Origin of the sequence: Pandoraea sp. B-6 (assembly GCF_000282835.1) — a bacterium.
In the GTDB taxonomy this organism is placed as follows: Bacteria; Pseudomonadota; Gammaproteobacteria; order Burkholderiales; family Burkholderiaceae; genus Pandoraea; species Pandoraea cepalis.
Window position 1 is genome coordinate 108,516 of sequence record NZ_KB290537.1, and the last position, 14,377, is coordinate 122,892.

The 14,377-nt window shown below is 60.8% G+C and carries 17 protein-coding genes and 3 pseudogenes; 15 read left to right on the top strand and 5 right to left on the bottom strand.

What is annotated here, in order from left to right; genetic code table 11:
• Nucleotides 1–40: 40 nt before the first annotated feature.
• The 3 genes from A985_RS25895 to A985_RS0116555 form a co-directional block, all read right to left on the bottom strand.
• Nucleotides 41–292: a DUF2933 domain-containing protein gene (locus A985_RS25895; protein WP_017234515.1), complete on the bottom strand. Its 252-nt coding sequence runs from the start codon at nt 290–292 to the stop codon at nt 41–43.
• A 159-nt stretch (nt 293–451) separates the two neighbouring features.
• A complete protein-coding gene (locus tag A985_RS0116550) occupies nt 452–754 on the bottom strand; it encodes a hypothetical protein (protein WP_017234516.1) in 303 nt (100 codons plus the stop codon).
• A gap of 236 nt (nt 755–990) precedes the next feature.
• Nucleotides 991–1,392 (bottom strand): hypothetical protein, encoded by a 402-nt coding sequence (locus A985_RS0116555; protein ID WP_017234517.1) that lies wholly within the window; start codon nt 1,390–1,392, stop codon nt 991–993.
• 278 nt (nt 1,393–1,670) lie between these two features.
• Between A985_RS0116555 and A985_RS29860 the strand changes: the two are divergent.
• From A985_RS29860 to A985_RS0116585, 6 genes and pseudogenes are all read left to right on the top strand, one after another.
• Nucleotides 1,671–1,805 (top strand): annotated as a pseudogene (locus A985_RS29860) (YHS domain-containing protein); the annotation flags it as partial.
• Nucleotides 1,806–1,877: 72 nt separating this feature from the next.
• Nucleotides 1,878–2,039, top strand: a complete 162-nt coding sequence (locus A985_RS29395; protein ID WP_232424654.1) for a hypothetical protein — start codon at nt 1,878–1,880, stop codon at nt 2,037–2,039.
• A 299-nt stretch (nt 2,040–2,338) separates the two neighbouring features.
• Nucleotides 2,339–2,611, top strand: coding sequence for a metal/formaldehyde-sensitive transcriptional repressor (locus A985_RS0116570; protein ID WP_017234519.1), 273 nt, complete (start codon nt 2,339–2,341; stop codon nt 2,609–2,611).
• 6 nt (nt 2,612–2,617) lie between these two features.
• Nucleotides 2,618–3,872: pseudogene (dmeF, locus tag A985_RS25900) on the top strand (CDF family Co(II)/Ni(II) efflux transporter DmeF).
• 218 nt (nt 3,873–4,090) lie between these two features.
• Nucleotides 4,091–4,906: a creatininase family protein gene (locus A985_RS0116580; RefSeq protein WP_017234520.1), complete on the top strand. Its 816-nt coding sequence runs from the start codon at nt 4,091–4,093 to the stop codon at nt 4,904–4,906.
• 56 nt (nt 4,907–4,962) lie between these two features.
• The gene (locus tag A985_RS0116585; RefSeq protein ID WP_026132050.1) at nt 4,963–6,135 is read left to right on the top strand and encodes a YncE family protein; all 1,173 of its coding nucleotides are present in this window, start codon (nt 4,963–4,965) and stop codon (nt 6,133–6,135) included.
• Between the two features lie 86 nt (nt 6,136–6,221).
• Here the strand turns inward: A985_RS0116585 and A985_RS28255 are convergent, their stop codons facing one another.
• Complete coding sequence (locus A985_RS28255; protein ID WP_017234522.1) at nt 6,222–6,434, bottom strand: hypothetical protein; 213 nt, start codon at nt 6,432–6,434, stop codon at nt 6,222–6,224.
• On the opposite strand from A985_RS28255, the pseudogene A985_RS28650 reads away from it, so the two are divergent.
• From A985_RS28650 to A985_RS0116640, 9 genes and pseudogenes are all read left to right on the top strand, one after another.
• A pseudogene (locus A985_RS28650) lies at nt 6,396–6,613 on the top strand (IS3 family transposase); the annotation flags it as partial. The gene A985_RS28255 and the pseudogene A985_RS28650 sit on opposite strands and share 39 nt — an antisense overlap.
• Nucleotides 6,614–7,486: 873 nt before the next feature.
• Nucleotides 7,487–7,996 (top strand): hypothetical protein, encoded by a 510-nt coding sequence (locus tag A985_RS0116600; RefSeq protein WP_017234524.1) that lies wholly within the window; start codon nt 7,487–7,489, stop codon nt 7,994–7,996.
• A 132-nt stretch (nt 7,997–8,128) separates the two neighbouring features.
• Nucleotides 8,129–10,261, top strand: coding sequence for a heavy metal translocating P-type ATPase (locus tag A985_RS0116605; RefSeq protein ID WP_232424655.1), 2,133 nt, complete (start codon nt 8,129–8,131; stop codon nt 10,259–10,261).
• Complete coding sequence (locus A985_RS0116610) at nt 10,258–10,476, top strand: hypothetical protein (protein ID WP_017234526.1); 219 nt, start codon at nt 10,258–10,260, stop codon at nt 10,474–10,476. Before A985_RS0116605 ends, A985_RS0116610 begins: the two co-directional genes overlap by 4 nt.
• 193 nt (nt 10,477–10,669) lie before the next feature.
• Nucleotides 10,670–10,933, top strand: coding sequence for a DUF2933 domain-containing protein (locus A985_RS0116615; protein ID WP_017234527.1), 264 nt, complete (start codon nt 10,670–10,672; stop codon nt 10,931–10,933).
• A 2-nt stretch (nt 10,934–10,935) separates the two neighbouring features.
• Complete coding sequence (locus A985_RS0116620) at nt 10,936–11,598, top strand: isoprenylcysteine carboxylmethyltransferase family protein (RefSeq protein WP_017234528.1); 663 nt, start codon at nt 10,936–10,938, stop codon at nt 11,596–11,598.
• A gap of 52 nt (nt 11,599–11,650) precedes the next feature.
• Nucleotides 11,651–11,872 carry a hypothetical protein gene (locus tag A985_RS0116625; RefSeq protein WP_017234529.1) on the top strand — a complete coding sequence of 74 codons (222 nt, stop codon included), beginning with the start codon at nt 11,651–11,653 and terminating at the stop codon, nt 11,870–11,872.
• Between the two features lie 188 nt (nt 11,873–12,060).
• Nucleotides 12,061–12,855: a YgcG family protein gene (locus A985_RS25905; protein ID WP_051060219.1), complete on the top strand. Its 795-nt coding sequence runs from the start codon at nt 12,061–12,063 to the stop codon at nt 12,853–12,855.
• Complete coding sequence (locus tag A985_RS0116640; RefSeq protein WP_198288704.1) at nt 12,849–13,355, top strand: TPM domain-containing protein; 507 nt, start codon at nt 12,849–12,851, stop codon at nt 13,353–13,355. Before A985_RS25905 ends, A985_RS0116640 begins: the two co-directional genes overlap by 7 nt.
• An 18-nt stretch (nt 13,356–13,373) precedes the next feature.
• On the opposite strand, the gene A985_RS0116645 is transcribed toward A985_RS0116640, so the two are convergent.
• A partial coding sequence (locus A985_RS0116645) for a heavy metal sensor histidine kinase (protein ID WP_026132053.1) occupies nt 13,374–14,377 on the bottom strand: 1,004 nt, incomplete at its 5' end.

Consider the following 14,377-nt stretch of genomic DNA (forward strand, 5'->3'; position numbering starts at 1 on the left):
TCACCGCATCGCGGTGAAGGCGTTTGTCATTAGGATGCGCTCATTTCTCCAGGTTTTTTTGCGTCACGGACTTGGTGGCCTGCCCGGTCTCGGCTTTCTCATCGTGCGCCTGGTTGTGCGAACCCATGCCGCGCATCATGAAAAACATCGAGAGTGGGCACAGCAGGACTAACAGAAACGGCGCGATGCCAAGCACCAGGGCATGGAATTGCGGTAGGGCAAAATAGGCGGCCACCAGCACCACGCCCATCACCAGGGCGAGGTTGATCATCGTCTTGCGGCTGCAGTTCATTTGTCTCTCCTTGCGCCCGATCGCTTAGCGTCTTGCGGGTGGCCATGCGGGGCTGCCCACGGACTGCGGTCGTGCCAATCGAGCTTATGAAATCACTTTGGGCGCCGGCATCGAACTCGGGGGTGCGATGCCGGCGGCGGTCAAATCAGATCGAGTCGACTACTGTCCTCGGTAAAGTTGTTTGAGGTCGGCGGGCGCCGGCGCCGGAGATTCCGCACTTGCCATGCCGTGCATCGTGGTGCTGCCTTGTGACATCCCCATCGCGCCGGAGTGCATGTCCATCGGCATGCTCTTCATCATTTCTTGGCACTGCGCCATCATTTGTTGCGGGTCGACCGGGGCAGTCTTGGCCTGCGCGACCTGGCGCTGCCGTTGGGTCACGTCCAAGTCGGGGCCTGCGAAAGCGGCCGTGGCCGACGCAAGGGCCACAAGGCCCAGGAGCAAAACGGATGTTTTCTTCATGCTCTGTCTCTCCAAAATTCTCAAATTGCGGCACGAGCCCATGCGAAGGTAAGTGGCTCGTTATCCGGTTCGGCATTACGTGCCGAGCAACCGCTAAGCAGCTGGGTGGGCGATCGCGAGCAATTCGCGATGCGCGGCGCCAGCGGGCCTGAAAGGTGATCGCCGGCAATCACTCAAAAGAGAGTTCTCGCGACCACAGATGCCTGTGACGCGCGAATGAGGCCAAGGTGAGCGGATCAGCTCCGGAAACAGCAATAGCGAATGGACAGAGGGGGAGAGGTGACGCGAGCGAGCTCGGGGCGGGCGAGCGACGAGGAACTGGCCTGCGAGGCCGCTACCCGGGGGATCGGGAACACACGCGCGGGGCCAGGTGCAACGGGATGATCAAGGTCCGTCGACGTATCGACAGACTGCTTGCCGACATCGCCTTGCGCTTGACACAGCCCCACTTGGGCCGCGTCGCGTTGGGCGCAACCCGACGTGGCAAACGTGAAGTCGTTCATCGACTGTTCGGTCGACGCCATCGAAGCGTGCGGACAAGCGTAGGCGGCGACGGCGAGCTGCATGAACAGCATGCTCCACAGCACCACGAGGGCTGTCACTACCTGCTTTACGTAACTTGCGTGACGCGTTTTCATTGTTCTCGACTGTATTGCGACCTGGCGGCCACGCGCGTGGGCGTGTGGTTCAGTGTCGGAACGCCATTCGCCATGGCCAAACCTCCCGCTCAAGGCGATGCAATGACGGGTCAAGCCCTGTCGTCAGTGGCGCGGTACGTTTCAAATGTAGTCCTTCCTATAGTTGTAATGTCAAGCGGATTTTTCGCATGATTTGCGAGCGCACCCAAAAAACAGGTTGACCGTCCTACCGTGGGAATTTCTAAGCTGAAATCGTTCCAGTACGGTGGGGGGGCATCATGGCCAGAATCGATCCGGTCTGCGGGATGACCGTGGAGGAGCGTACCGCGGCGGGCCACACGTCGCACCGGGGCGTCACCTACTACTTCTGTTCGACAAGCTGTCAGCAACGCTTTGAGGCGGACCCTGGTAAATATGCCGCACGCGCCCCCGTCACCAGTGCCGGGGACATAGCGAAACAGCCCGCTGAGGCATACACGTGCCCCATGCATCCTGAAGTAAGACAGGCGGAGCCCGAGGTCTGTTCCACGTACGGCATGGCGCTGGAACCCAACGAGGCCATTGCCGTGGAAGAAAGCCCGGAACTGGCCGACATGACGCGGCGCTTCCGGGTGAGCGCTGCGCTGGTGTTGTGCCCGTATTCCTGATGACCATGGGCGCGGACCTCCGGCCGGACGCCTCGGCGCAACTGATTTCTCCGCGCGCCTTGCAGTGGCTGGAATTCGCGTTGGCAACGCCGGCAGTGCTGTGGGGCGGGTGGCCGCTGTTTGTGCGCAGTTGGCGTTCGCTGGTCAACCGCAGCCAATATGTTCACACTCATCGCCTTGGGCATGGGGGTTTTGCCTGAGGCTATGGCACGGTCGGCGGGCGAATATCTCGGCATTGCACAAACGCGCATCGTCACAATGTTAGTATAACCCCCTAGAGTATTTTAAGGGGGAGTGCGATGAGTCATACCGTGCGCAAAAAGAAGCAACTGCTTAACCGAGTCCGGCGGATCAAGGGCCAGATTGAGGCTATCGAGCGCGCGCTCGACGAGGAGCGCGGGTGCATGGACGTGCTACAGCAAATCACAAGTTGTCGCGGCGCCATGAATGGACTGCTCGCCGTGGTTCTCGAAGACCATATTCGAACGCATCTGGTTGACGCAGAACACGCCGACGAGCGTGGCAGTGGAACTGAGCAACTGATCGACGTCGTTCACAGCTATTTCAAATGAACAATTATGAGCAACTTTGAAGATTCCACGTTCGACGCGGGACACGACCACATCTTCTTGGGCGCGGCCCACGAAGACAACGAGCGCCGAACCTGGATGGTGATCGCTCTATGCAGCGCGATGATGGTTGTCGAGATTGTCGGCGGCAGTCTGTTCGGCTCACTGGCCCTCGTCGCCGACGGCTTGCATTTGTCAACGTACGCTGGCGCGATGCTTATCGCCGCGTTGGCGTACACGCACGCTCGCAGGCATGCTGCCGATCGCCGCTTTGTATTTGGCACAGGAAAGTTGGGAGATCTCGCGGGCTTTTCCAGCGCCATCGTACTCGCCATGATCGCGATACTGATCGCATACGAGGCCGTTAAACGCTTCTTTTTCCCGGTGCCCATCCACTTCGATCAGGCGATTCCTATCGCGATTCTCGGCCTGCTGGTTAACCTCGCAAGTGTGTGGCTGCTCAGCGGCGATCACCACGGACATGACCACGGCCTTGGACACGCTCATGGCGGCGAAGCGAAGCACATCCTCAGCGGCGCCACTGAGTTTGCCGTAACGATTTTCGAGGTTGGTGTGCCCCCAGTATTTCGCATCACGCCGATAGACGGATCATCACAACTGATCGCAGAGGCCGTTTCGGTAAATACTGTGCGCCCCGATGGGAGGTCCCAAACTTTCGTGTTTGTAGACCGTGGCGAGTATCTGGAGTCAACGGAGAGTATCCCCGAACCGCATGCTTTCCAGGCAGTAATCCGCCTACCTGATGGCGAACACCGCGTCGAATTCGAAGAGCACGCTCACCGTCTTGGCGACTCACCTGCTGCGGCACACCGTGATCACAACATTCGCTCTGCGTACGTTCACGTCATTGCCGATGCCGCTGTTTCCGTGCTGGCAATCATCGGGCTGCTGCTGGCCCGCGCGCTCGGTTGGCTCTGGATGGACCCGCTTGCTGGCGTGATTGGTGCCCTGGTAATTGCGAATTGGTCTTGGGGTCTAATGCGAGACACAGGGGCCATTCTGCTTGACATGAACCCAGACCAGCGACTGTCCAACGAGGTACGTCGACTTATAGAGAACAAGGGCGACAAGGTCGTGGACCTGCATGTGTGGCGCCTCGGCCCGGAACATATGGGCGCAATTGTTTCGATAGCCGCTCGTCGCGCCGCGCGCACGCGCGATGTTCTATCGCGCTGCACTCAGGCACTTGAACGAACTCTCGCATCTAACCGTCGAGGTCCACGTGTCGCGAGCGGCGAGCTGACGCAAAAGTTGTCGGTTGGCTTCGAGCGCGTTGTTTGCCCTCAGGAAAACAGACAACTTCTCGTAGGGAGTACTTGTGGCGTGCCCGCATTAATTTAAACCAACCGGCCCCCACAATTCCCGTTGCGGTTTAATAAGCCATATTGCTTTTAGCGTTATGTGGGAAATTTCCCCTTATCTTGGCATGCCCCCAATTCGCATTTTCCATGAGGACTGTTCATGCGCTTACCACTTCGGCATGCTTTTGCTTCTGCCATTCTGCTCATCGCCACACAGGCCGCGTTTGCACAAGCATCGAGAACCGTGTTCCTTGAGGACCTGACCTGGACCGAACTGCGCGACCAGATTCAGGCGGGAAAGACTACCATCCTGATCCCGATCGGCGGAACCGAGCAAAGCGGCCCTGATGTCGCGCTCGGCAAGCACAACGCGCGGGTGAAGGTGCTTTCACAGCGTATTGCGGAGGGACTCGGCAATGCGCTCGTTGCGCCCGTGATCGCCTATGTGCCAGAGGGCAGCTACGCTCCGCCTACTTCGCACATGCGCTTTCCCGGCACCATCACGGTGCCGGACGACGTGTTTGAAAAAACGCTGGAATCCGCCGCTAACAGCTTCAGGATCCACGGGTTCAGGAACATTGTGTTCCTCGGCGATCACGGCGGTTATCAGAACGACATCAGGCGGGCTGTTGCCCAGCTCAACAAAGCGTGGTCAGGCTCAGCGGCCCGAGCGTTCGTGCCAACCGAATACTACGGCACCAGTTCCGATGGCTACGCGAAAATTCTGCGCCAACGTGGTTACCGCGATGACGAGATCGGCACACATGCGGGACTTGGGGATACGTCGTTGCTGCTCGCGCTGGCACCGCAAATGGTTCGCGAGGATCGGTTGCGACGCGGTCCGAAACTCGGACCGGCTGACGGTGTCTATGGCGGTGATCCGCGTCGCTCAACAGCTGAGCTCGGTAGACTGGGAACCGATGCGATTGTGTCGCGAACCATCGCTGCCGTCAGAAATGAGACCGCGGGCCGCTGACGGATCCGCCGGCATCTAACTCTTCCTTACACATTCATCTGATAACGGAACTCACCATGCATCAGTGTTCTCGTCGCTTGTCGCTGCTTGTCTCGTCTGTTGGCGTTGCCCTAGCCGGTTTAGGCGTCACCTGCATAGCCTCCGCAGCAACGGCTATTGCTACCGTGGCCGACATGCCCCCCGTGGTGGACGCAAGCAACCTGTACAGTGAAGCAGGCGCCGGCCACTTCAGCGCGACGGTGGCGGATGCGCTGCCGCGGATCTATGTGCCCAACCTGCGCTCCAACGACGTCTACGTGATTGATCCGGTGACGTTCAAGGTGGTGGGAAAGTTTCACGTCGGCTACAGCCCGCAACACGTCGTTCCGTCATGGGACCTGAAGACGCTATGGGTAGCCAACAACGCCGAAGGCCGCCCCGACGGAAGCCTGACGCCGATCGATCCGAGGACAGGCAAGCCCGGCAAGGAACTCAAGGTTGACGATCCCTATAACATGTACTTCACGCCGGACGGCAAGGAAGCGATCGTGGTGGCGGAAGCCCATGCTCGGCTGGACTTTCGCGATCCGCACACGATGGCGCTGAAGTCGAGCCTGTCCGTGCCAGAGTGCAAGGGCATCAACCATGCTGATTTGTCGATCGACGGCAGGTACGCGCTCTTTACCTGTGAGTTCGGCGGGAAGCTGGCCAAGATTGATCTCGTCAATCGCAAGGTCATCGGTTATCTTGAGCTGGAAAAGAAGGGTATGCCGCAGGACATCCGCGTCTCGCCGGATGGCAAGGTGTTCTATGTCGCGGACATGATGGCCGACGGGGTCTTTGTGATCGATGGCGATACCTTCACGAAGACGGGCTTCATCAGGACCGGCGTCGGCGCGCATGGGTTGTACCCGAGTCGCGACGGCACCCGTCTGTACATCGCGAATCGCGGCTCCAATCGTGTGCACGGTCCGCGCCATGGCAAAGGCAGCGTGTCCGTGCTAGATTTTGCGACACGCAAGGTGGTCGCGACCTGGCCGATTCCGGGCGGCGGCAGTCCGGACATGGGCAATGTCAGCGCGGACGGCAAGACACTGTGGCTGTCCGGCCGGTACGACGACGTGGTCTACGCGATGGATACGACAACCGGTGCCGTCCGCTCCATTCCAGTCGGCATGGAACCGCACGGCCTGACCGTCTGGCCGCAACCCGGTCGCTATTCGCTGGGCCACACGGGCAATATGCGCTGACTACGAATAGCATCTATTTGGCCGGCGATTTCGTGTAGATCCCTTGCTCACGAGCGCGCCGTGAAGGCGCGCTTTCGACAGGGCTATCATTTCGCGGTACTCCCCAACAATCGGGGCTCACTCATCCACATCGCCGCGATGACACCGAACGCGAAGGCCCGGCCCGCGACCAGCCCCATGGTGGCAGCCAGGCCGAACAGGTCGGCGGTGATGCCGACTAGCAGAGCCCCGACTGCATAGCCGAGATCACGCCAGAGCCGGTACGCGATGCTGGGCTGGTTCGCTCGATGTCCCACCAAGGATGCTCTCCCGGTAACGCGGCCTACGAAGGCTTCTTTGAGGCGCTGAAGACGGAGTTGATCGATTCATCGATGTCGTTGCCCCATACATCCGCTCGTATAACGCAAAGCGGATCAAGGTCTCCCGCGGCTCACTCAGCCCGCTCGAATGCCGCGAAAGTTTCGGAATTGCGGCATAAACCAGTCCAAGATTTGGTCCGCCCCCAGTGGGCCAGTTCCAACTCGGCGTTGACACTTCGGCCAATTGTCTGTTGCTGGCTGGACATGAAGTCGTCAGTTTTAACTCCGTGCCACAGGCGCGCTGCGCCTGCGCATGTTCACGGTAGCTCATTGGCTCAACGTCAAGCAATCGAATGCGCAGTGACGTGTGCGTCAGTTGCCCCACCTCCACCGAACCCGTCTCGACGGTAATCGCCATCGAAGCTTCCCAACCCGTCAGCGCTACGCCATCCGGTCGGCGCTTCGTCTACGAGTGTGAAGAGAAGCCCGATGATGCCCGCGACGGCACCAAGCCATACCAGTCCGGAAACACACCAAGCGATACCCCCGATAATCCCGCCGACAACGATGCCCTGTGGCCCTCGATCTGCCTTGCCTCGCAAGGCGCCACTCCACACCAGCAGAATTAGCAGAATCGCCAGCAATAACTGCTGCATCGCGTCGGTGAGATCGCTCGCGTGATCGGTTGACGCGTGCAAGGGGGCTTCGGCAAGGGCACCAGACGCGGCAAGCGCAGATCCGACCGCTGTCAGCCAGCCCCGTAGCATTGATGACAACATTGCCCACACCCTCCTGGTTTGCACGTGACTGCCCCATCGCCGCGGAGTCAATTACATCCTAGGCAGCAGCTAGGGCGTGCCGGTTGACGAAAGTCAAGCCCACAATGGCCACATCATCGGCCCATTTTTCAGGTCGTTCGACATGAACCAATCGCGCATTCAATTAACAAGTGCCCCGAGTTTGACGGCCGTCAATCAGCAAAGATGCGAAGCGGCGATACTGGATCTGCATGTCCCCATCTCGTCTCATTACAGTCCTAAGGGGCTTTCACCATGGCCAACATGAGATTCAATGCACTCGTCGCCGCATTTTCCCTCCTTGTGGCGATGCCGTCCGCGTTCCCCGCAGCAACGGCACCGGGTACAAACCACGACCATAGCCACGGCAGGGCGGGTGCGGCGAAGCGTGTGGCGCCCCCTCAACCGAGAAGCGCCGAACTCGACGACCAGATCGCACACCTGCGTGCGATAAGGATGAGGCTGTCGCGCGCCGAGACCCCGCAAGCGCGTCAGGCGCTGCTGGAAGAGCGCGCGGTGGTGATGCAGGCTGCGATGCACACCATGCACGAAAGCCTAGGAATGCCTGAACCGGGCGCAATGCGCTCAGCCACCATCAGACAAGGCACTCAAACGCGGGCATGCCGGGAGATGACATCTCAGCACTTGGACCTCATGCAGGAAATGATGCAATCAATGATGGGTTCCCAGAGCATGGGAGAGAGGACCGGCAGTGACATGGGGCGCGGAATGGGGAGCGGAGTGGGCGGGATGATGGGCAGATAGTCGATGCGTCTGCCGAACACGCCGTATCGGCAGATCCGGGCCCAGCGACGTCAAACCATTCGCGTATTCGAAATGGCCATGCACAGCGATCATGCCGGACAACACGCTAGCAACGCATCTCGCGCAAGTGAGATGCGACTCGCGAAGGATCCGATCTGCGGGATGATGGTCGACAAGGCCACCGCCTTATCGTCGGAGCGAAGCGGGCGCACGTACTACTTCTGCAGTCAAGGGTGCCTGCAAACGTTCGAGTCGCCGGAAACGGAATTGAAGGCGATGAAAACGCGCGTCACCATCGCCTTGGCCGGCGTGCTCGCGCTGGCAGTGTTGCGCGCCGGTGCGTTCCTCGCGCTGGCCGCCGGGGCAACGCTCCTGACATGGGCGCCGATTCCGGCGCTGCCGTGGTTCACATGGGGAATCTGGCTCTTCCTGCTGGTGACGCCCGTGCAGTTCATCGGCGGCTGGAGTTTCTACAAGGGCGCATGGAACGCGATCCGCACGCGCAACATCAACATGGACTTCCTGATCGCGCTGGGCACTTCGGTCGCGTATGCCTACAGCATCGTCGTCCTGTTCTTTCCGTCCTGGTTGCCTGTCAGAGTCGCCGAGCGCGATGTCTACTTCGAGGTATCTGCGGTCATCATTGCCTTTGTGCTGTTGGGCAGATACATGGAAGAGATCATCAAGAAAAAATCCTCTGCCGCAGTACGTCGCCTGCTTGACCTGAAGCCGGCCAAGGCCCATGTGATTCGCGAGGGTCACGAGGTCGAGATTCCCGCAGAAAGCATCATGGTCTCGGAACGGGTGGTGGTGCGCCCGGGCGAGAAGATACCCACCGATGGCACCGTCACCGAGGGGCAATCCAGCGTTGACGAATCGATGCTGACCGGTGAGTCGATGCCGGTCGACAAAGCCCTCGGTGCCAAAGTCATCGGCGGCACACTCAACCGATCGGGTGCGTTTACGTTCCAGGCGACCAAGATTGGCGCGGACACCGCACTGGCCCAGATCATCAAGATGGTGGAGGATGCGCAGGCGAGCTCGGCACAGGTCCAACGTCTGGCCGACCGGGTGACGGGCTACTTTGTGCCGGCTGTCGTGGGCGTCGCGCTGCTGGCGATCGTCGGTTGGACGCTTGCGGGGCATTTCCCACAAGGGGTGCTTGCCTTCATCGCGGTGTTGATCATTTCCTGTCCGTGCGCGCTGGGCGTGGCAACGCCTGCGGCCTTGATGGTCGGCGTGGGAAAGGGGGCGGATTCGGGCATCCTGATCCGCGGCGGCGAGGTTCTGGAACGTGCCGAAAAACTCAGTACCGTCGTCTTCGACAAGACCGGCACGATCACGCGCGGCGAACCGACCGTGACCGACATCGTGCCCCTCGGGCGTCACCAGGAGGCTGACCTGCTTGCGCTGGCCGCTGCCGTGGAATCCGGCTCCGAGCATCCGCTCGGTCAAGCCATCGTCCGCGCCGCGCAGCATCGTCGGTTACCGATCCTCAAGGCGAGCCATATTCAGGCGCTCTCGGGAATGGGCATTCAAGGCGAGGTCGACGCACGGCGGGCCTGGCTGGGGAACCGGCGCATGCTGGCATTACAGGGCGGGGCGATCGAGACGGCCGAAGCGATGCTGGCCGGCCTGGAAGCCGACGGCAAGACCGCCATGCTCGTGGGCAGCGGGCAGGATCTCCTCGGCATCGTCGCCGTGGCCGACACAGTGAAGCCCGAGGCGTCGCAAGCCATCGCCCTGCTCAAGGCACGCGGTATCGGGGTTGTGCTCTTGAGCGGCGACAACACGCGGACCGCGCAAGCGATCGGGCGGCAGGTGGGGATCGACCGCGTGATCGCGGAAGTCATGCCGGACGACAAGGTCAAGACCATCCAGCGGTTGCAGGCGGAAGGGGAGGTGGTCGCCATGGTCGGCGACGGGGTCAACGACGCGCCGGCGCTGGCGGCGGCCGACATCGGCATCGCCATTGGATCGGGTTCGGACGTCGCCAAGGAGACCGGCAGCATCATTCTCATCCGTGACGACGTGCGCGACGTGGCGGCCTCCATCGAGCTGTCGCGAGCCACGATGCGCAAGATCAAGCAAAACCTCTTCTGGGCCTTCTTCTACAACACGATCGGCATTCCGATCGCGGCGTTGGGGCTACTTAATCCCATCGTCGCGGCCGCGGCCATGTCGCTGTCATCGCTGAGCGTGGTCGCCAACTCGGCGATGCTCAAGCGCGTACGTCTGAGTGGCCACGAGGAGGTGATGACATGAAGTTTGCCGTCGGGATCTGTGCAACGTTGGCGACGCTACTGGCCATCGCCATCCTTTATGCGTACGGAATTTCGCTTATGTCGGTGCTGGTGGCCCTGTTGGTGCTGTCCTGCCCCGTCTGGGTGATCTGGATGAGCTTGCGTATTTCGCGGCGAACCGAGCTAGATATCCATGCCGCGGTGGACCAGGAATTGAAATCCCGCAACAAGCCATGAGAACGAGGGCGCAAATGAACTGGCTTTCACAAGACCTGATTCCGTCGATTCCGCAAATACCCTCGCGGCCGGCGTCGCGGGCAATGCTTTCAACAAAACCTTGCTGGCCTTGCACATCGGCATCCTCCCCGGGAAGGCGGGGGCGGCTGGGCGGGGCGCGCTATTGTCGATAACCTGACGACCGGGAGTGCATATGAACAACCAGATGCCTCAGCAGGAAACGTCGCACGAGGCTCACAGGACATTGTCCAGGTCCAGGTGGGTTCTGATCGGCTTCCTGATCGTCATTGCGTATTTCCTGTTCACGGAGCACCGGGCTCACGTCATTCCGTACCTGCCGTTCCTTCTGTTCGCCGCCTGTCCGTTGATGCATCTCTTCATGCATCACGGTCACCACCACGGCCATCGGCATTCGGGAGAAAGACCGTCCCGGCGTGTGGACGGAAAAGGGGAGTAAACATGCAGCACGATACTCAACCCGGGTATGGTCTATGGTGGCTGGTGTTCGTCAATTCGGCCATCTTCATCATCTTCGCTTTCAGCTTCACCAAACCCCGGACCTCGCGCGACTGGCGCTCCTTCGGCGCATTCTCTGCGTTTCTCGTAGCACTGTTCACGGAGATGTACGGATTCCCACTCACGATCTATCTCATGTTGCCCTGGTTGAACAAGCATTTTCCGGGGATTGATTTCCTCTCACACGACGCGGGACATTTGCTCGAGATGATGTTCGGCTGGCGCACGAATCCACACTTTGGGCCGTTCCACCTGGTGAGCAACGGGCTGATTTTTGGCGGATTTGTCATGCTCGCCTCTGCCTGGCGGGTACTGTATCTTGCCCAGGCGGAGCATCGGCTGGCAACCACCGGACTCTATGCACGCATGCGCCATCCTCAGTACGCGGCGTTCTTCCTGATCATGCTGGGTTTTCTGATTCAGTGGCCGACGCTCCTCACCCTGATCATGTTTCCGGTGCTGGTCTGGATGTATGTTCATCTCGCGTTGGCGGAGGAGCGTGAGGCTGCCGCCGAGTTTGGCCAGGAATACGCCAGCTATTGCCTTCGGACCCCACGATTCATCCCGCGATGGGGAAACACGGCGCCCAGCGCACGTCCTCACTGACATCAGCGGCCCGGCGGGACGCCGCGACAAAGCCACCAAGGAGATTATCGTGATGGTTCATTGGTTCGATATGGCGGGATACGGTGTGGTCCATTGGTTGACCTTCGCCATCATGGCGCTGGCGCTGATTTATCCGATCGGTCGAATTCTCATGCGGATCGGCCTGTCGCCCTTTTGGGCGATACTGGCGTTCGTGCCCTTGTTCAATCTGATCGGGCTTTGGCTGCTTGCGTTTGTCGAGTGGCCGAGGCAGGATCCTAGGCGTTCCAGCTAACGGCGTTCCGACTTGACGGCAATGCGTCTCGGATACCAGGCACCGCCCGACGTCGCGGTGGCAACGGCGTCGGCGATCGCCCAGCCGTCGCGGGGCGAGTTCAACGCATATCCCGTCAGCCCTCCCGGGAGGTCAACGTGAAATGGCTTCAGGCAGTCAAAGGCTTATTCACCGCGTTGCTGCTTTGAGTGTGCCTTGGGGCGAGCGCCGAAGTTGCCATTCCCCCATTGACCGCCCGTGTCACCGACCTGACCGGCACATTGCCCCCTGAACAGACGGCCGCCCTGGAGCAAAAGCTGCAAGCCTTCGAGGCCGAGAAGGGCAGTCAGATCGGGATTCTGATCGTACCGACCACGCAACCCGAAGACATTGCGCAGTACTCCATTCGAGTCGTCGAACAATGGAAGCTCGGGCGCAAGGGCACGGATGACGGCGTGCTGCTGATTGTCGCCAAGGACGACCGGCGCGTGCGCATCGAGGTCGGCTTTGGTCTCGAGGGCGTGCTCATCGACGCCATCAGCAACCAGATCCTCCACGACGACATCGTTCCGCGCTTCCAGCAAGCCGACTTCTATGGCGGCGTGAGCGCCGGCGTCGAACGCATCATGCGCGTTGTCAACGGCGAGCCGTTACCGCCACCGAAACGCATCAGCGGTGAGGGAAACGACTCAGTGCGCCCCTTCCTGCCAGTCCTTTTGGTGCTGACGCTCGTCCTCGGCGGCGTGCTTCGATCGATCCTCGGCCGGGGCCCCGGCGCCGTCGCCACGGGCGGCGTTGTCGGCGTCATCGGCTGGATGCTGTCCGGAACCCTCATCCTCGGGGTTCTCGCCGGCGCGATCGCCCTCTTCTTTACGATGGTTGGCGGTTCCCATCTCGGGTTCTGGGGAATTGGCGGCATGGGCGGCTTCGGCGGGTCAGGGCGGGGCGGATTCGGTGGGGGCGGCGGTGGATTCGGCGGCGGCGGCGCCTCGGGGAGATGGTGATGCCAAATTTCCGGCGCTTGGGCCGACATCTGCTGATGACCCATTGGAAGGTCAGGCAAACCTTCCCGCGCAAGACGCTGCAGGCGATCGAGCGGGCCATCTCGGCCGGCGAAGCCAGCCACATCGGTCAACTCTGCTTTGTCGTCGAAGGCGCGCTGAGCTGGGCCGGACTGCTCAAGGGCCTCACCGCCCGCGAACGTGCCATCGAAGTGTTCTCCCAACAACGCCTATGGGATACCGAGCACAACACTGGCGTTCTGATTTACCTGCTGCTGGCGGATCGCAGCGTCGAGATCGTCGCGGATCGCGGCATCCATCAAAAAGTCGGGGCGCGAGAATGGAGCGCCGTGTGCCGGCAGATGGAAGCCGCCTTTCAGAAAGGCGAATACGAAGCCGGTGTCATCGCCGGCGTCGAGTCCGTTGGCCGGCATCTGCGGCGACACTTCCCTGCACGGGACGGCGGCACGAATGAGCTGAGCGACAAGCCCGTGGTCTTGTAACGGGGTGAGGGAGCGGCGCTATGCGCTCGGTTGGCGCGGAAATAGCAAGATGAAGGTGGTTTTGCCCTCCGAGCTCACGACATCGACCTTGCCGCGGTGAAGTTCCACGATGGATTTGACGATCGCCAGGCCAAGCCCCGTGTTCTTCGCGGATCCGTGACGAGACGGATCGACGCGATAGAAGCGCTCGAAAATTTTCTCGATATGTTCGGGCGCGATGCACTCCCCGAGGTTCATCACGCTGACGATGGCGTGGTGCGAGGATTCATGGGCGCAAAGCGTAATGGCGGTGCCGGCCACGGCATGCGCCAGCGCGTTCGATACGAGGTTGCTCACGGCGCGCCGAAACATGCCCGCGTCCGCCCAGATGCGAGCGTCTGCCTCGACAACGATGTCGACGCCAGCCTCCTCCGCCAGTCCCTGAAAGTAAGACGCAAGCCTGAGCAGTTCGCTTTGCGCATCGAGCGTGCCACGCGCCAAGTGCTGTGTGGCATTGTCGGTGCGAGCAAGGAACAGCATATTTTCCGTCATGCGCTGGAGCCGCTCGCATTCTTCGATGTTGGAGTCGATGAGTGCTTCGTACTCTTCGATCGTGCGGGTGCGCGACAACGTGATTTGCGATGAACTGATGACGTTGGCAAGCGGCGTGCGCATATCGTGCGCGAGATCGGACGAAAATTGCGAAAGTCTCACAAATGCGCGTTCCAGCCGGTCCAGCATTCGATTCACAGACAGCGCGATGTCCTGAAGCTCCAGCGGTCCGCCCCGAATGTCGAGTCGCTCGCCGAGGTTATGCGCTTCGATGCGCGAGGTCTGGCGACCGATGCTGCGGATCGGCCGGAACCCTCGTCTGGTAATGGCATACCCCAGCGTGCCGACCAACACCGCCCCTGCGGCCATCGCGAGAAGTACGTCAATGCGGTACCTGTCGAGCAGAGATCGGCGCTCGGACGCTGCGCGCACAAGCGAGACACGAACCGTGCCGCCCCCCGGCAACACCGCCTGCCCGGAGATACATCGCG